Below are 17,771 nucleotides of genomic sequence, written 5' to 3'. Positions count from 1 at the left end.
ATGTAGGCTCGGCATCGCCGCTCTCCGACAGGCCCGACATAGACTCAAAAGGCAGGGCCAGAATGCCCTCGCGCACTTGCCGGCGCCACAAGGAAAGCTGGTGCGGAACAACGTCATGACGGCGCGCGACATCAACAACACGAACACCAGGCTCAAGGCTTTCCGCCACGATCCGCGCCTTCACATCATCCGGCCAGCGCCGGTTTCCCCGGCGCGGCTCGACAACTTCGTAGCGACCAACAAATCCATCATCTGCCATGCAAATCTCCAGATAGTCCTGGAAACCTTCTCGCATACGCAGCAAGCCTCAAAATACACCCAATCCAATGGGCCGGAGACGGCGCTTACGGATAATTGGAGGGTTCCTTTGCAGAACTTTGTCCACGACTGGACGAGATAAAAGGTGACGGTGGGGTCGGTTACTCCTCAGCCCAGGCCAGATCCGTACGTGCGACGCTACCGGATACTAGTCATATCGGTTGTTGTGACGGTAATCCGAGGAGTCTGGTTGCAGATGCATCTGGCGGCATGCAAGCAGATTCATGGTGCTGAGTTGTTCTGCAAGCGGAAGCTGTCATTTTCGATTTCGACGATGTGGCAATAATGGATTGGCCGGTCGAGCAAGGCGATGATCATCTTGGCGTCGCCGAAGAGGCTGGCCTATTTGCTCTAAACTTTTCTCTGTCCAGTTGCGCGAAATATGGCTATGTTCGCGCCCTGTTCCGAATTAAATCGTGTCTTAATTGGCGCTGGCAGAAAGGTTTCCACTTTCTATGAAGTCAAGCCTTGAGCATCTGCCTGAACCCAAGCGACGCGAGTTGTCGCGCATTGTCGAGATTCTGCATGAGGAGTTCGAGGATGCCCTTAAGGACGGCACGGCAGACTATAAGAAAAAAGGTCGCATCCTCAAGATCATTTTGTTTGGCTCGTATGCCCGCGGGGATTGGGTGGACGAGGTTCACACCAGCAAGGGGTACAAGTCAGACTACGATCTGCTGATAATCGTCAATAACCGCAAGTTTACAGATTTCGCGCTCTTCTGGCAAAAGGCGGCCACTCGTTTCCCCTATGACCGCGCGGTCAAGACACCGGTCAGCCTGATCGTGCATTCACGTCGCGAGGTCAACACAGCGCTGAAAGAAGGAAATTATTTCTTCTGTGACATACGCCGTGACGGTATAGTGCTCTTCGAACTCGATGGCGAAAACCTTGCCGAGCCCAAACCCGTCTCGCCTGTCGATCAATACCGAGCGGCAAACGAGCATTTTCAAAGCAGAGCTCCAGGTGCTGCGAACTTTCTTCGCATCGCGCAGATGGCTATCGAGACAAACATGCTCAAAGAGGCCGCTTTCTTACTTCATCAAGCCATCGAGCATGCATATTCGTCGTTGCTATTGACGCTGACGAGCTATAGCCCCGCCTCGCATAACCTCAATCATCTAAGGACGCTGGCAGAGGGCCGTGATCAGCGACTCGCTGAAATCTGGCCAGATGATCGGCAGCGATACATCGCGTGGTTCAACACAGTTAACCAAGCCTACGTAAAAGCTCGTTATTCTCCCCATTTTACCATAAGCGACGAAGCGCTGATATGGCTGGCGGAGCGCACAAGCCAGCTGCAGAATGCGGTTAAGACCATCTGCCAAGAGTATCTCGATAGTCTTCGGAAAAAACTTTAGTGCGGTGGGTTAACCAAACGCGTCCTGCTCAGGGTTTTAGGTCCGAGCACATACGCGCGATAGAGCGTCAACTACCGTACCCGCTTTTGTTGCGGATCAGTTTAGTTTAAAGCGAAAAAATTCGCACCATTTTGCGGCGAAAAGAAAGGGCACGCTTCGAAGAAGAACCTTCCATTGACTTGGAGTTATTCCTAATTCCCGGACACGAATCGCACTGATCTCCTTGGCGCCGACTGACGACATTTGACTGGAGGTTTTTTGGAAGCCGTGGACCCGGAAAAACCCGAGGAAAATTGGCAGGTGTTGAATCACAATGTCTTTGTTCGAAAGCCGCAGCAAGAAGTCCCAGTCCATCGCGAAGGAGAATCGTTCATCAATCCGACCTCCGACTAGGTCCCATGCGCTTCGAGACCAGTACAAAGTTTCTTGGGGTATAAAATCTACCCATTTTAGAAGTTTTGCGGAGTGGTACGGAAGGACCCATCGACCGATTTCATATCCTGCTTCGTCAATTACGATGCGATCTCCGTACACGGCCTGTGTTCGCGGATTCGCCATGAAATGCTCCGCGACCCTCCGCAAGGCACCAGGAGCGACCATATCATCCGAGTTGACCCAGGCCATGATTTCTCCAGATGAACGCTGGAAACCTTTGTTTATGGCGGCCGCCTGACCGGCGTCGCGTTCGCTTACCCACCATGCCAAGTACGATTCATATTGTTTGATCACCTGCAACGTCGCGTCCGTTGAGCCGCCATCAACAACGATAAGTTCTAGGTTCGCATAATCCTGAGAAATGATGGATTTCAATGTATGGCCGAGATAATCCCCTTGATTATAAGAGGGCACCACAATGCTTATTTTCGGGTACAAGACTCCCGCGGCGGAGTTTTTGCTCTTCCGCGGCGGCCAGGAAAGCGCTCGGGGTGGATAGGTGCCCAGTTGGCCAATTCCGGGCCTTAGAGAACGCAAAAGTCTCGTCCAACGCTCATCAGTGGAGCGAGAATCATTGTTCGCTTTAGCCATTCTGGAGTTCTCTATCTGATTAACGACTTATACCAAACCGCGTACGGCTGCGCGATCCACCATTTCAGCGGAACATGTCCATTATATTTGCGGACAACGGCCATAGCTTCATTGTAGTGCCTGTAGCGCAACGTCTTTGTTTTGGTTTCGGCATGTTCTCGATTTACTGCCACGAATTCATCAAGAAAATGAAGATTGCCGACGATTTTAAATAGGCGCCACCATAAGTCGTAGTCCATCACCATGTGCAAATTTTCATCGGTGCCGCCAACCGCGTCCCATGCCGTACGGCGAATTAGCGTCGCCGGCTGAGAGACGATGCACCGCAATGAAAGGCGACGCTCACTGAAGGGTTCCACCCAAACCGGATAACGTTTTCCGGTTTTTTCGACCAAGTTCCAAGCCCGCCCATATACCGCCGGCGCTTCACGATGTGCCTCGATAGCGTCAACCAGTTTTTTAAGCCCACCAGGCAAAAGGAGGTCGTCGCTGTTGAGCCAGCAGACGTAAGGCGCACTTCCCCATGCTATTCCTTCATTGATCGCAGCCGCCTGACCTTCGTCGCGGCGGCTGCGCCATCCTGCAAGCCGGCCTTTCCATTTCTCGATGATTTCGCTTGTATTGTCGGTTGATCCACCATCGAGCAGAAACACTTCAATCGGAATTTCTTGTTGGAAAATCGAAGCTAACGCGTCGTCCAAATAACGCCCTTGATTAAACGAAGGCACCGCAATGGTTACAAGTGGTACAGTCATTAGCTATCTATCCCATCTAGATAGAAAGTCCTCGTAAGCCTTCGAAATGCCATCGCGTAAAGACGTCTTTGCCTCCCAACCAAGCGCGCGCACACGCTCCACGCTCAACAGTTTTCGCGGTGTGCCGTCGGGCTTGCTCGCATCAAAGATGATCCCGCCCTGAAAACCAACAATTTCCATTATCGTTTCGGCCAATTCCCGAATGGTAACGTCAACACCCGTTCCAATGTTGAACATCCCATCGCCAATTCCCTGTTCCATCAGGAAAACACATGCATCCGCAACATCGTCGACGTACATAAATTCGCGTCTGGGCATTCCAGATCCCCAAACCGCCAAATTAGCATCGCCGCGCACCTTGGCTTCGTGAGCCTTCCGTATTAGCGCCGGAAGAACATGCCCATTGCGCAAGTCGTAATTGTCGTTCGGTCCATACAGATTGGTGGGCATGACGGAAAAGTATCGTGTGCCGTACTGAAGATTATAGCTTTCGCACATCTTCACGCCTGCTATCTTGGCGACGGCATATGGCAAATTCGTCGGTTCGAGAGGCCCCGTGAGAAGATCCCCTTCGGTAATTGGCTGTTTGCAGTCACGCGGGTAAATGCAGCTCGATCCAAGAAAAAGGAGGCGCTGCACGCCCGCTTTAAAGGCAGAGTGGATGATATTCGCCTCTATCATCAGATTTTCATATATAAAATCAGCACGATAGGTATCATTCGCCTGGATCCCACCTGTTTTCGCAGCGGCGAGGAAGATGAAATCAACCTTTTCTGAGGATAGAAACTCAGCCGTTTTCGCCTGGTCCAGCAAATCCAACTCCGCGCGATCGCGCGTGACAATGTTCAGGTAGCCCGTCTCATGGAGACGACGCATAATTGACGAGCCGACCATACCACGATGACCGGCTACATAGATTCTGGATGAGCGATCGAGAGGATTACTCGTGATAGTCATACGCCAGATACCCGTTCCTTTTCACCAACTCATCGCGTTCTGCATTTCTTAGATCTTCGCGAACCATTTCCGCAACGAGTTCATGGAACGTGGTTTTTGGAACCCAACCCAGCTTCTCTTTCGCCTTGCTGGGATCACCCAACAAAGTCTCGACCTCCGTTGGGCGGAAGTAACGGGGGTCTACCCGAACGATTACATTACCGTTCTCATCCGTACCAGTCTCATCTACACCGTGCCCATCCCAATTGATTTTAATTCCCAGCTCCTGCGCAGCTAAGTCTACAAACTGACGGACGCTGTATTGAACGCCTGTAGCTATCACAAAATCCTCAGGCTCTTCCTGCTGCAACATCATCCATTGCATCTCGACATAGTCTCTTGCGTGCCCCCAGTCGCGGAGGGCGTCGAGATTTCCGAGGTAAAGGCAGTCCTGCAGACCTAATTTGATACGTGCCAGCGCGCGGGTGATTTTACGAGTCACGAAAGTCTCGCCGCGCAACGGCGATTCGTGGTTAAACAGGATACCGTTGCAGGCATACATTCCATAGGCTTCGCGGTAATTTACCGTGATCCAGTATGCATACATTTTTGCAACCGCGTAAGGGCTGCGTGGGTAAAACGGCGTCGTTTCTCGTTGAGGAATTTCCTGTACAAGCCCATACAATTCTGAGGTGGACGCTTGATAAAACCGCGTCTTCTTTTCTAACCCCAGAATTCGAATAGCTTCGAGAATTCGCAACGTACCCAGGCCGTCCGCATTTGCAGTGTATTCGGGTGTTTGGAAGCTTACGGCAACGTGACTCATCGCCGCGAGGTTATAAATCTCGTCCGGCTGAATTCTTTGAATTATCCTTATAAGATTGGTGGAATCCGTTAAATCTCCATAATGCAGAATGAAGTTTGCATTATTGACGTGTGGGTCCTGATAGAGATGGTCAACACGATCCGTATTAAAGAGTGACGCCCGGCGCTTAATGCCGTGGACTATGTACCCCTTCTTGAGCAAAAGCTCGGCTAGGTATGCTCCATCTTGTCCCGTTACGCCGGTGATAAGTGCAACTTTCATTCCTATACCCTTTGAGATGTTCGCAAACTGTCAAGAAGACAGGAAGCACGTCAGCTTCAACGATAACTTGGTCACCCGTCTCCTTAAGCTTGAAACGAGCGAAACCACGATTGATGCGCCGATTTATATGTACTCAGTGCCGCGGTCAATCGGAAGCATGACTCGTTAATCTCATTCGCGCTCTCGAAACGGTTGCATCAATCGCGACCAAATTACTTCCCGCAGAACTCTCATTCTGGTCTAGGCTTGAAACCGTCAAGACCATTTGCTAGTGGGCACCTCAACACCTCGCCTGACGGGACCAGTTACGCGTTCATGCTGTCGAAACAAACGGATTCTGACTCAAACGCCGTTCGACGCGAAGTATTGGCAATAAAATGTTCCAACAACGGCGATAACCATCTGGAGCTGGTCTACGTTGTCCAATCAACCAAATGAGGGTTAGGCTTTTCCGCTGCGCTCGCCATGCACGCTACGGCTTGTACAGGGATAACTGATGGTATACCGACCATGATAGCTGAACAACGTGCGAGTGTCGTGAAATATTCCGTTCCTTTGGGGGGATATTTGAGGTAGGAGCGCCCCAGCGGAAGACAAAACGCTTGGCAGTGCCGTCTATAGGCTTCCAGTGCCGGACGCGAGTTGATCCGACGAGATGTGGATGAAGGCACCTGCGAAAAACGAAACTTCCACTGGGCCCGTCAATCGAATAAGGGTTTTTAGGATTTGTGATGTCTGAGAGAAATGAAATGACCTCAGCAAGTTCCATTGCTTCACTGGCCGGTCGGAGAGTCTGGATCACGGGACATAAGGGCATGCTCGGCTCTGCTATGGTTCGCGCTATGGCGGGCGAAGATGCTCACCTTCTGTTGACGTCTCGGGCAGAGTTGGATCTCACCGATAAAGTGGCAGTCTTGGCATGGATGGAAAAAAGTCGGCCGGAATTAATTTTTCATATCGGCGCTAAAGTGGGTGGAATCCACGCCAATTCAACGCTGCCAGCAGACTTTTTGCACGAAAATTTATTAATTCAATCCAATGTTATTGATGGGGCCTATCGCACTGGCGCCGAGAAGCTGGTCTTTGTGGCTTCAAACTGCACATATCCGACGGATGCACAACAGCCAATTGCCGAAGATGCGCTTCTCACAGGTCCGCTCGATTCGAATATTCGTGCCTATGCCGTAAGCAAGATCGCAGGCATTGAAATGTGCCGAGCATATCGTCGGCAGCATGGGAGCAATTTTATTGCGATAATACCGCCCAATCTCTATGGTCCAGGTGACAATTATCATCCTCAGCATAGTCACGTCGTGGCCGGCATATTGCGCCGCGCCCACGAAGCCAAGGTGGCTGGAGCAAAGGAGTTGGTCGTTTGGGGTGACGGGACACCTCGTCGCGAACTGCTACATGTCGATGATCTTGCGAGTGCAATGAAGCATGTCATGCTCGCTCCCACCACACATGATCTTTACAATATCGGCTGTGGCCACGATCTTTCCATCTCAGAAATCGCAAGCATTATTGAGGACGTTGTTGGCTACGAAGGTCGAATTGTCTATGACAAGACGAAGCCGAACGGCACGATGCGAAAACTGCTTGATATAAGCCGTATACTCGAGCTTGGCTGGAAGGCTGAAATCGAGGAGAAGTCCGGCTTGCGCAGCGCTTACGATGACTTCCTAGCCCGCTATCAATCTCCCGAAATGCGCGAGCGCTAGACGTGTGACGGGCATCAAGATCAAAAATTGGGATGGCATAGCGCAAAGCTTGCGTGGCGGCGGATGCTTGTCCTGGCGATATGGGTTTAACAGATGAACACGGATTTCCAAATGCCAGAGGGCATTCTCGGTCGTTTTGCGATCGTGAAACTATGGCCCGAGATTAAGGCCGCTGAAGACGAATGTATTGCGCGTTTGAAAATCGCGGCAAGCGCATTGGGAGTCGAGTGTATCGAAGTTCATGCTGATGGTACTTTCCTCACCAATCCTTCTATGCGTGCTTCAAAAGAAACCGTCGACTTCGTAATTCACCTGCATTTTGATACCCCGAAGGCCTACGATGCCTTCTCCTTCGTCGCATTATGGAATCCGCTCAAGTTTTATCACGAATGGGGCTACCATCGCTGTTCCCGGAATCTCACAACGCACGATGATTTCTTGAGTTGTAGCTCGAATGCGGCAGACGATCACGTGAGACGGATGATACGTCGCGGTTCCTCACACCTGCCTCCGCACTTCAATCTGTATCATTCGACAGCCAATATCGTTCATACACCGTCTCTGGGGGACGGCAAGCTTGCCTATGCCGGGATCAATTGGGATGCATTGAAGGGCGGCAAATCGCGTCATCAAGAGGTGCTCCGGCTTTTGGATGGTACTGGTCTGCTGCGCATCTATGGTCCGCACATCTTTATGGATGTGAAGGTTTGGGCGGGCTACGAGAGCTATGTCAAAGAAGTGCCGTTCGACGGCGTGTCTATGATTGATGAGATCTCGAAAGCCGGAATTTCGTTAGTTTTGTCCTCACAGGCGCATAAAGAGGCAGAACTGATGTCCAACCGTCTGTTCGAAAGCATCGCCGCCGGTGCGTTGATCATTTGCGATGAAAATCCTTTCGCAAAAAAATTCTTTGCAGACTCCCTTCTTTATATCGATAGCCGCTCGTCTCCGGAACAAACGGTCGAAGACATCAAGAACCACTTGAATTGGGCGCAGAGTAATCGCAATGAAGCGATTAAAAAAATTGAGAAAACGCAAGAGATTTTTCGAGAAAAGTTCTCCCTGACTCACAATCTCAATCAGATCTATCAAAATCTTGATGAACGCAAACGTGATCTCAGACGCGCGCGGACACCGGACGCGTCGCAGACACCGAGAATTCAGCTAAATCTACTAATGCCGGAGTATTCCGCGAGCGTGCTGCAAACTCATCTGGAAAGTATTCAAGCTCAGGAATATCAAAATTTCTCTGCCGCTTTAGTCGTGGATGCGGTCGAAGCTCGTAACAATCGAGTTGAAATTGAAAGCAGCTTGGCCGGATGCGGTGCCCGGGTAAAGCTGGTTGAAGTTAATTATTTCGACTACGGTCTACATGAAGGCATACGCTCTTATCGCCGTGTTGGTGCAGTCATAAATGAACTGATTTCCTCATCCCGCGAAGCCGATGCCTTTATGGTTGTAGCCCCAAACGAGCGCCTTTTCTCAAATCACCTCACAGTTCTTTCCGCAGCATTGCAAAGAAATCCAGAGGTAAATTGTGCAGCCACCGCAGCTTTGCTCGCTGGCGTTGAGAAGCCGGTTCATTCCGTTCACGAGGTGATCGATTTTGGCCACGTCAACCCGGAAGGACCACCGGGCTATGGGCGCTTCATTTTCCGAACATCCGCGATACCAAACGATATCGATATTGCGTTACCCTATTTGGACGGTCGTCCATTGGCAGTTTTGGTTTCAGATAGCGTTATTGATCAGCAAATGCCGGCTACAATTGTGATCGATCTCAAAAAGCAATTTCCAGAACGGCGGTGGGATGATGCTGCAGAGAATGAAATTATCAAAAGTTTCAGTCCCAACGCCTTCAGGCTCGCCGTCGGATTTTCTGGAAGCTCTGTTGAAAGACAGCCCACCTTGTCAGCGGGCAACCTAATGCGCACTGTGTTCACGCGTCAATGGATTGACGCTCAATGGCGCGCATTGCGCAAGCACGGATTTGCGTCACGCTTTCAAGCAATGAGGCGGAGACTGCAGTCATGAATCCGCATGCTCCAGCTCCGATTTCTTTAACATCGCTCTTTCGCAGCCTTTGGACGCATCGCGAACTTATCCTGCGTATGACAAAGCGCGATGTCATTGGCCGCTACAAAGGCTCGGTCATGGGCCTGCTTTGGTCGTTTCTAAACCCGCTGGCGTTGTTGTCTGTCTATACCTTTGTTTTCTCCGTAGTTTTCAAAGCAAGGTGGGGCATAGCCCAAGAGCCTCGGTCGCAGTTCGCGATCATTCTATTTGCTGGGATGATTGTTCATAGCCTGTTCTCGGAAACATTGATCCGCGCGCCCTCTCTCGTGGGAACAAATGCAAATTTCGTCAAAAAGATAGTTTTTCCCTTAGAAATTCTTCCCGTTGTCGCAATCGGTGCGTCGTGCTTCCATGCGGCTGTGAGCACCCTCGTTCTGGCAGGAGCGCTGCTGTTACTGAACGGAGCTCTACCCTGGACTGTGGTTTTTTTGCCGCTGGTAATTTTGCCGCTGGTCCTGCTCGCTCTCGGAATCGCATGGGGATTGGCATCCCTGGGTGTCTATTTACGAGATGTCGTTCAGCCGATCGGCCTGGTCATGACGATTTTGCTATTTGCCTCACCGGTATTCTATCCCCTCTCCGCACTGCCCGACGGCGTGCGGGCTTGGCTGATTTTCAATCCGCTCACCTTCATCATCGAACAAACCCGCGCCGTCCTCATCTACGGGCAGCGTCCTGCCGCCTCCGGGCTGGTCTTATATTTTCTCATTTCGATAGGAATTCTCTGGCTAGGATACGCATGGTTTCAGAAGACGCGAAAGGGTTTCGCGAATGTCTTATGAAAACCTAGCTATTCAAGTTCAGACGCTCTCGAAGCGTTTCGAAATTTATGACCATCCGCGCGACCAGTTGAAGCAGTTAGTGTTCCAGCGCCTTCGCCGCATGTTTGGCCTCTCTCAGAAGGACTATTTTCGCGAATTCTGGGCACTTCGCGACGTAAACCTTACAATTCGACGGGGCGAGTCATACGGCATTGTTGGCTTGAATGGCAGCGGCAAAAGCACATTACTTCAGATAATAACCGGGACGTTGACCCCGACATCCGGAAGCGTCTCCACTTACGGCCGTATTGCGGCGCTGTTGGAACTGGGAGCGGGGTTCGACGGAAATTTCACAGGAAGAGAAAATGTCTATCTCAACGGCTCACTGCTAGGATTGAGCAATGAGCAAATTGCGGAAAAGATTGATTGGATACGGTCGTTTGCCGATATAGGCGATCATTTTGACCAACCTTTGATAACTTATTCGAGCGGAATGCAAGTGCGCGTCGCCTTCGCCGTGGCGACGGCATTCGATCCCGACATTCTTATTATCGACGAGGCGCTCGCGGTTGGGGACGCATATTTTCAACAAAAGTGTTTTCATAGGATAGAGCAGTTTAAAGAAAAGGGCGGCACGCTTCTCTTTGTGTCTCACGACGCAAATACCGTGAAGCATCTGTGCGATCACGCCGTTCTTCTTAGCCATGGAAGTGTCCTGCGCGTAGGGCCGCCTAAGGACGTCATCGATCTATACCAAGGGCTCGTAGCGCGAATGACGGATCTCGGCGAGCGCGCCGTTTCAGTATCGCAGATCGTCGCCCAACCTGCTGAATCGTTCAAGGAAAATGGCCGGATTTGGACTAAAGCAACCACGATAACTACAAATCAAGATGCAGAGCTGGTTGATTTTAAGCTACTCGACGCGAGCGGCAACGAGGTGCTGTACATGGAGAGCGAATCCGACCTAACCGTTCAGTATAGAGTGAGATTGAATAAAGATTTTGAGCGCCCTGCATTCGGCCTCATTGTGCGGGATCGGTTGGGCCGCTCACTATTTGAAACAAGCACCTATGCCATGAGACTAGAAGTGCCTCCGGTGGCCAAGGGGAAAGAAGTGCTCGTGCGCTTCAGCATGAACTTTAATCTCCGCGCCGGAAGCTATTCATTTTCAATTGGCGTAGCGAATCGGGGTTTCTCGAGAAGTGAATTCGAAGAATACAGCTTGTTGATGCACGATGTAGAGCAAATCGAGTTGTTGGAAGCGAACCAATCTGCGTTCTATGGCGGCGTCTTCAATATGAAGCCAAACGTCTCGATAGCAGTTATGGAGTAGTTTGATGTTTGGCTTTAAAGCAACTCGAAGAAAAGATCGTCTACAGGCCCTCGCGGATCAATTGGAGCGCGTCAGTTTCGAGATTAAGGCAGCAGGAGAGCGGATGGCGCATCTTGATGCAGCCGTGTTAGAGCGGCTTGCGCACTTTGACGCTGCCGTGTCGGAGCGTTTGGCACATGTGGACGCCACGCTCCACGAAGCGCTGAATGCGCAGCAATCAAAATTTGTTTCGGGGTTTCACGAGATGCGTGAGGGTCAGCTTGTCGGGCTAAATCCTCAGCTTCGCCGGAATGTCTTACCAAATTTCGACGCAGTAAACCAAAAGCTGATAATGGCTGCGTGGCGCCGCGAGGGGGCGTCTGTTATTGGGTACAAAGACCTTCTGGACAGCAGTTTTCGCGTTTTCTCCCAAAATGACGAAGACGGCGTTCTATTGCGCATATTCAACCATATCGGCTCCACAAATAAATACGTGGTCGAGATCGGTAGTAATTGCGATGGATCCGACCTTGGAATACCCGAAAATCTTTCGACAAATTTGATCGTCAATCATGGCTGGCATGGGGCCATTTTCGAGCTTGACGTGAGTGAATGCGATCGGATGCAGTATTTTTTCGCGCGAAACTATGCCACCAAGCACTTTCACGCTCGAAACGACGCTCCACATCGATATTTTTCTCCAATTGTTGTGCAGTCGGAGGTCACTCCTGACAATGTCAACCAACTACTTCACTCAGCAAGCGTTGAATTAGAGCCTGATTTAATGGTGGTGGATATCGATGGCGGCGATTATGCAGTTGTTCGCGCCATGACCTCGCGCCCCCGAGTTCTAGTAGTCGAGTTTGAGAAATATTTTAGAGATCGATATAGTGTGGTTCAGTTTGACAGGAACCATTTCGGGAATGCTTTTGCCCAATCGGGCGCGACCAGTTTGCCAGCCTGGCATAAGCTGCTGGAGGCAAGGGATTATACCCTATGCGCGATTGGAACTTGCGGATTCAATGCATTCTTCGTCCGGAACGATGTTGCTACCGGGAAATTGCAATCGCTGGCTTTGAGCTCCGCATTTGACAATCACCCAATTCTTTCCAAACTCCCTAACGAGACATGGCTGACACCCGATCAAACATGGGAAGAGGTATAATGGAACACTGGTTGAACGCGGGCTTGGGGCGAATGCTATCGGTTGTCGTACCATGTTATAACGAAGAGCATGGTTTGTCGGAATTGCATAGGCGAGTGACCACCGTTTGCGAGAACTGTGTCGGCAGCGCCTACGAGTTGGTCCTTGTCAACGATGGCTCCGGCGATAGAACCTGGGCCGCCATGTGCGAAATGGCTGAGCGCGACAAGCACATTGTTGCCGTAAATTTGTCTCGAAATCACGGGCATCAGCTTGCATTGTCAGCAGGTCTAAAGCTTTGCAGGGGGGATCGCATCCTTGTGCTTGATGCAGATTTGCAGGATCCTCCAGAGCTATTGCCGAAAATGATGGAGCGCATGGACGCAGGCTGCGATGTTGTCTTTGGCCAACGTATAAAGCGAGAAGGCGAGACTGCGTTCAAGAAAACATCAGCCTTCATTTTCTATCGTCTGCTGAACAGAATTGTGGATATCAACATTCCTCCCGATACCGGCGATTTCAGGCTGATGACTAGGCGAGCATTGGATATCCTGAACAGCATGCCTGAGCACCATCGCTTCATCCGCGGGATGGTAAGTTGGATCGGGATGCGCCAAGAAGCAATTCCTTATGAGCGAGCGGCGCGTTTCTCAGGCGAGACAAAATATCCGCTGCACAAGATGATCCGCTTTGCCATCGACGCCATTACGGGCTTTTCGATTCGCCCACTAAGAATGGCGACCTACGTCGGCCTTGGATTTGGGTTGGCGGAGGTGTTTCTGCTTGCTTATGTGATAATCGAATATCTTCTCGGACATACGATAGAAGGATGGACTTCCTTAGCGGTGATCATTCTTGCGGTCGGAAGCGTACAGCTGTTCGTCGCCGGCGTGATGGGAGAATACTTGGGAAGATTGTATATCGAAGCTAAAGGGCGCCCGCTGTTTATTATTCAAGATGTCCGATGCTCTGACGAGCACGCTCAAACCCGATCAATTGAAAAGGCATTCGAGCATGAATCAAGAAACTGACAAGAAAACTTCTGGCGACGCTCGTTTGCAGGCGGAATTCGACCTGTTGGCCGACGAATATCATACCGTTCATAAGGAGAATATCGCAATCACAGGCGAAGCACCTGAGTATTTCTCCGAGTACAAGATCGCAGATCTGGCGACTTGGGTAAATCGAATGAATGTTCCAAGTGCAACCATACTGGATTTTGGGAGCGGAATCGGGAACTCCCTGCCCTATTTTCGCAAACATTTTCCCGCCAGCAAGATAAACTGCGCCGACGTCTCAAGCAGGAGTATTGAAATCGCGCAATCTAGGTTTCCAGGTAACGAAGAATACCTGCTAATCGACCGAAGTATTCCTCTGCCAACGGCTAGTCAGGATGTCGTTTTTTCCGCGTGTGTATTTCATCACATCCCGCACGAAGAGCATCTACATTGGCTTGCAGAATTGCGCCGGGTTACCAAACCAGGGGGTGTGCTGGCCATTTACGAGCATAATCCACTAAATCCGCTCACGTTGCAGGCTGTGAACACATGTCCTCTCGATGTCAATGCCCACCTCATTCGCGGCGGCGTTATGCGTCGCAGAGCGCGGAAGAGCGGATGGGCATCCGCACAGGTTGCCTACAAAGTGTTCTTTCCAGCAGCTCTCGGTAAATTGCGTCCTCTCGAACAGCACCTTGAGTGGCTTGGCCTAGGGGCACAATATCGTATGCTGGCGCGGAAGAACGCATGATCGCAACGATTTGGCAGGGAATACGCTTCGGTGTGGTCGGACTAGCCAACACCAGCATCGGCCTTCTTACCATATATGCCACGATCTATTTTCTTGGCTCTCCGCCTTTGGCCGCGAATGCTATTGGCTATGCGATTGGATTTGCAATAAGTTTTGTATTAAATCGCAGATGGACATTCGAGGACACCTTATCAATTTCTCATGTATTACCGAGATATTTTCTTGCCGCGGCGTCTTCTTATATTCTAAACTTTATAGCCGTTTTTATTTGCCTTCACTATTTCAACGTAAATCCATACTTTTCTCAATTGGTTGGGATCGCTTTATACACTATATCTATGTTTTTTATTTCTAAGTTCTTTGTTTTTACTAAATCTCAGAATGACTGTGATGGATTAATTTGATGAAAATACAAGATAATCGACATTCACTGGCGCCATATTCCAGGGACGTTGCTGCGGGTATTTTCATTTCTGCACTATCGCTTTTGCTGGGTATCTGGTCTCTGGGCGCGCTTCATTTTGATTTGTCGATTCCGCTTGTCTATAATACTGGTGACGCGACGTGGCAGCTATCGCTTACTAAGATGCTGCGAGATACGGGGTGGATACTTACCAACCCATATCTAGGAGCACCCGATGTTGCGCACTGGCACCAGAATTCTGCAGCCCAAACCAGTGCACTTCATTCGATATTGATGCTGGGTTTAAGTTACTTTATCAATGATGCAGTAAAGATACAGCAGATCTATTACATACTCAACTTTCCATTGATAGCGCTGACGTCATTTCTTTCTTGTAGAATACTAAAGATTAGCACATTTCCAGCAATGGCGGTTGGGATTATTTTCGCGTTCACCACGTTTCGCTTCAATTATATTATATATTCATTCCTTCCTAACTACGCGGCTTTGCCGCTGGCGATCGTTCCCGTGGTATGGGTTGGATTAGGCGAATTCTCACTCGACCACGTTGGCGAACACCCCGCCTCGAAAGCGGAGGAGAAACCGGCTTCCAAATTTCCTTTAGGAAAATTCCTGGGTAGCTTAGCGTGTATAATTCTCATTACAATCTCAGATGGCTATTATGCTTTTTTTACACTGCTCCTTCTCGGATTTGCAACGTTCTTAAGATTATGCAGCGGCGACATATTCAAGCCGAGGGCGCTGTTGGCGCCGCTCCTCCTGATAGTTACCTTGATTGGGGTTTCGTTTGCTCTTGGTCTCCCCCTCCAGAACTATAAGCAAAGTCATCTTCACGAATTTTATCCAAATGGGGTCTTGGACCCCGCACTTGTCAAACATCCCTTTGAAGCAGAGGTCTATTCATCCAGCTTGAAATTGATGATTGCGCCGATACCCAATCATCATATCCTTCCGCTCGCAGAGCTCGGAGATAAAATCGTCCAAACAAGCGAAGCAGCCCGTTCATTCAAACTTGGAGCGCACTCGGTTCCCCTCGGTACTTTAGGGTCGCTCCTACTACTCGGCACATTATGCTATCTTATGATACCCGCATTCCGATTAAAAACGGATGCTAGCAGTTGGAAGCAAGTGGTCGGCGCCGACAGGCTTGCTAACCTTCTCGCGTCCTTGGTCCTCTTTAGCTTTCTTTGTTCAATTACCGGCGGCATTGGCTCCCTCATCGCCCTTATTTTTCCAACTATTCGAGCGTACGACAGATTACCAATAATAATCCTTTTCCTTTTACTTTTATTAGCAGCGCGCCTCGCAAGCATGTCTTTAAAACGGTCGGGCCCAATCACCCGGCAAATTGGAGTGGTATTGATCGTGCTAGTCGCTATTGCTGCCTTATACGATCAAATCCCCAGGACTTCCTTGAGCGATGGCGAAGGCGGGCGCAATCTCTACATTGCTGAGCGAAATTTCGTTCAGAAAATAGAAGCGTCGGTCCCGCAAGGATCTATGATCTATCAATACCCCTATTCCGACTATCTAATTATGAGCAAATATTACGGGTGGGGCTCATTTGCGCCAGTAAGGCTATACCTTCATTCGAAAAACATTCACTGGAGCAGTGGCCCCGCGAAGAATAGTTACGTCGAGAACTGGAATCTTCGATTGGCTAAGTTGCCTTTCGATCAAATGTTAAATGAAGTCGCAGCCGTTGGCTTCGCCGGCATGGTGATAGACCGAACAGTGGTGCCCGATTCAGAGTACGTTCATCTCGTTCGCGCGCTATCGTCTCATGGGGCACAAATCGTGGACGATCAATCGAGCCACTTAGCTTTCGCCAAATTCAACAATTCCGGGTTTCGATTGGAATTCGATTCGACATATACCGAGGCGGTCCGACTTGTAATAACGGATCCTGCGCACGTTGATGTCTCCGCGCTCCCATCCCTTGTGGATCGCAAGGAATTTAAGAAACTCTTGGCCGAGCTGCCGGCAAATTCCCAGCCCCTGTTCATTGAAAAATCAGTCCATCCTGAGGTGTTCTTGAATGGCACCGCGCACTTGAGGAGTTCGGGGGAAATATCGATCAGCCCCCTAACCGATATGAAGGGCACTCTCCGTTGTGCACTTAGTCCAGAGGCTTCATCGTCGGGACAGAGAGACGTTCTTCTAGATTTGACTAACGCAAGCAATTTCGATTGGAATATTGGGGCGGGAAGTTATCCCATCGGAATTGGACTTCATTTGTATGCTACGGATGGCACTCCGCTGCGCGGCGATGATGGCACGAGGATATCAACCGCTGGTAATTCCGGCGGCTTTGTTCCCAACTCAGCTGAGGCATCCCTCATTAAGCCAGGGTCCACCGCCCAATTCCGTGTTCCACTCTCAAAACTGAATCTCAACAGCCTCGAAACCGCGCAACATGGCATAAGAGCAAATTTCCAAGTGGTGCAAGATGGCAACGCTTGGTTCGCCAATCTCGGATGCAGCATACTCATTAACAACTGATCTGGATGCTCGTACGCAGCCGTCGGATGGTATGAAATGATATTGACCTCAGCCACGAAGACGGACATACGCTTTACGCTTAATTCACGGACGCTCATTTCGTTTGAGAAGTTGACCAGTGAACGGGTTGCGTAGTTGAGCGCCGTTCCCTAATGCTCTCTATCAGTAGGCGAGAGGGCATGTCCTATGCGATCCAGTGAGGAGAGCTATTTTTCACGCTTGGACCACCTGCGCTTTGTCGCGGCGGTTCTCGCGCTCTTCTGGCATATCTATCGTAACCGACGTATGCGGCGTCCACGCCCCATCGATTTTTCAGTTGCAGCGATCTGAGGTTGATCTGCGGGCCGTCAAATGAGCTCACCGAAGAGTACCTGACGAGCTCATTGTGAGGCCTTGATGCGGGCGGCAAAGGCCCATGGCATCAGGGCATCGATGTCTTTGGCGAGGTGGCCGTTTGCGAGGCGGGTGAAGAGGTCGCACAGATAGGCGTAGGGTTCAACGCTGTTCATTTTACAAGTGCCGATCAGGCTGGCAAACCGGGCCCAGTTGCGGCCCCCTTCATCGTGCCCCGCAAAGAGCGCATTGCGGCGATTCATGGC

Annotated in this window: 16 protein-coding genes and 1 pseudogene; 10 read left to right on the top strand and 7 right to left on the bottom strand. The window is 50.4% G+C overall.

Going from position 1 to position 17,771, the window contains the following annotated elements; all coding sequences use genetic code 11:
- On the bottom strand, positions 1-259 hold a 259-nt coding region (locus tag K290_RS36950), incomplete at its 3' end, for a transposase (RefSeq protein WP_154668701.1).
- Between the two features lie 281 nt (positions 260-540).
- A pseudogene (locus K290_RS38670) lies at positions 541-660 on the bottom strand (ATP-binding protein); the annotation flags it as partial.
- Positions 661-773: 113 nt separating this feature from the next.
- On the opposite strand from K290_RS38670, the gene K290_RS0131890 reads away from it, so the two are divergent.
- Positions 774-1,679, top strand: a complete 906-nt coding sequence (locus tag K290_RS0131890) for a nucleotidyltransferase and HEPN domain-containing protein (RefSeq protein WP_028755265.1) — start codon at positions 774-776, stop codon at positions 1,677-1,679.
- A gap of 96 nt (positions 1,680-1,775) precedes the next feature.
- Here the strand turns inward: K290_RS0131890 and K290_RS35580 are convergent, their stop codons facing one another.
- From K290_RS35580 to gmd, 4 genes are read right to left on the bottom strand one after another with little or no spacing between them, the layout of a single operon-like run.
- Positions 1,776-2,705: a glycosyltransferase family 2 protein gene (locus tag K290_RS35580; RefSeq protein ID WP_081670477.1), complete on the bottom strand. Its 930-nt coding sequence runs from the start codon at positions 2,703-2,705 to the stop codon at positions 1,776-1,778.
- Between the two features lie 11 nt (positions 2,706-2,716).
- On the bottom strand, positions 2,717-3,460 hold the full coding sequence (locus K290_RS0131880; protein ID WP_028755264.1) for a glycosyltransferase: 744 nt from the start codon (positions 3,458-3,460) through the stop codon (positions 2,717-2,719).
- Between the two features lie 3 nt (positions 3,461-3,463).
- Positions 3,464-4,417 carry a GDP-L-fucose synthase family protein gene (locus K290_RS0131875; protein ID WP_037136763.1) on the bottom strand — a complete coding sequence of 318 codons (954 nt, stop codon included), beginning with the start codon at positions 4,415-4,417 and terminating at the stop codon, positions 3,464-3,466.
- A complete protein-coding gene (gene gmd, locus K290_RS0131870; RefSeq protein WP_028755262.1) occupies positions 4,401-5,483 on the bottom strand; it encodes a GDP-mannose 4,6-dehydratase in 1,083 nt (360 codons plus the stop codon). Before gmd ends, K290_RS0131875 begins: the two co-directional genes overlap by 17 nt.
- 731 nt (positions 5,484-6,214) lie before the next feature.
- On the opposite strand from gmd, the gene K290_RS0131865 reads away from it, so the two are divergent.
- The 9 genes from K290_RS0131865 to K290_RS0131825 all read left to right on the top strand — a co-directional run bounded on the left by K290_RS0131865 (position 6,215) and on the right by K290_RS0131825 (position 17,172).
- A complete protein-coding gene (locus K290_RS0131865) occupies positions 6,215-7,204 on the top strand; it encodes a GDP-L-fucose synthase family protein (RefSeq protein WP_081670476.1) in 990 nt (329 codons plus the stop codon).
- A 93-nt stretch (positions 7,205-7,297) separates the two neighbouring features.
- Complete coding sequence (locus K290_RS0131860) at positions 7,298-9,238, top strand: glycosyltransferase family protein (protein WP_028755260.1); 1,941 nt, start codon at positions 7,298-7,300, stop codon at positions 9,236-9,238.
- Positions 9,235-10,062 (top strand): ABC transporter permease, encoded by an 828-nt coding sequence (locus K290_RS0131855; RefSeq protein WP_028755259.1) that lies wholly within the window; start codon positions 9,235-9,237, stop codon positions 10,060-10,062. Before K290_RS0131860 ends, K290_RS0131855 begins: the two co-directional genes overlap by 4 nt.
- The gene (locus tag K290_RS0131850; RefSeq protein WP_028755258.1) at positions 10,052-11,374 is read left to right on the top strand and encodes an ABC transporter ATP-binding protein; all 1,323 of its coding nucleotides are present in this window, start codon (positions 10,052-10,054) and stop codon (positions 11,372-11,374) included. Before K290_RS0131855 ends, K290_RS0131850 begins: the two co-directional genes overlap by 11 nt.
- 4 nt (positions 11,375-11,378) lie before the next feature.
- Positions 11,379-12,518, top strand: coding sequence for a hypothetical protein (locus tag K290_RS35575; RefSeq protein ID WP_051264273.1), 1,140 nt, complete (start codon positions 11,379-11,381; stop codon positions 12,516-12,518).
- A complete protein-coding gene (locus K290_RS35570; protein ID WP_051264272.1) occupies positions 12,518-13,528 on the top strand; it encodes a glycosyltransferase family 2 protein in 1,011 nt (336 codons plus the stop codon). Before K290_RS35575 ends, K290_RS35570 begins: the two co-directional genes overlap by 1 nt.
- Positions 13,512-14,246 (top strand): class I SAM-dependent methyltransferase, encoded by a 735-nt coding sequence (locus tag K290_RS0131835; protein WP_051264271.1) that lies wholly within the window; start codon positions 13,512-13,514, stop codon positions 14,244-14,246. The genes K290_RS35570 and K290_RS0131835 overlap by 17 nt, the downstream gene beginning before the upstream one ends.
- Positions 14,243-14,650, top strand: coding sequence for a GtrA family protein (locus K290_RS35565; protein WP_051264270.1), 408 nt, complete (start codon positions 14,243-14,245; stop codon positions 14,648-14,650). Before K290_RS0131835 ends, K290_RS35565 begins: the two co-directional genes overlap by 4 nt.
- Entirely contained in the window at positions 14,650-17,172 is a 2,523-nt protein-coding gene (locus K290_RS0131825; protein WP_037136756.1) for a hypothetical protein, read from the top strand. The genes K290_RS35565 and K290_RS0131825 overlap by 1 nt, the downstream gene beginning before the upstream one ends.
- 380 nt (positions 17,173-17,552) lie before the next feature.
- Here K290_RS0131825 and K290_RS35560 read toward each other — a convergent pair.
- Positions 17,553-17,771 (bottom strand): transposase domain-containing protein (locus K290_RS35560; RefSeq protein WP_037136753.1); only part of this gene is annotated, 219 nt, incomplete at its 5' end.

The sequence above is a fragment of the Rhizobium leucaenae USDA 9039 genome, assembly GCF_000426285.1.
Lineage (GTDB): Bacteria > Pseudomonadota > Alphaproteobacteria > Rhizobiales > Rhizobiaceae > Rhizobium > Rhizobium leucaenae.
Note: the sequence above shows the minus strand (reverse complement) of the source record. Positions and strands in the feature narration are given on the sequence as shown.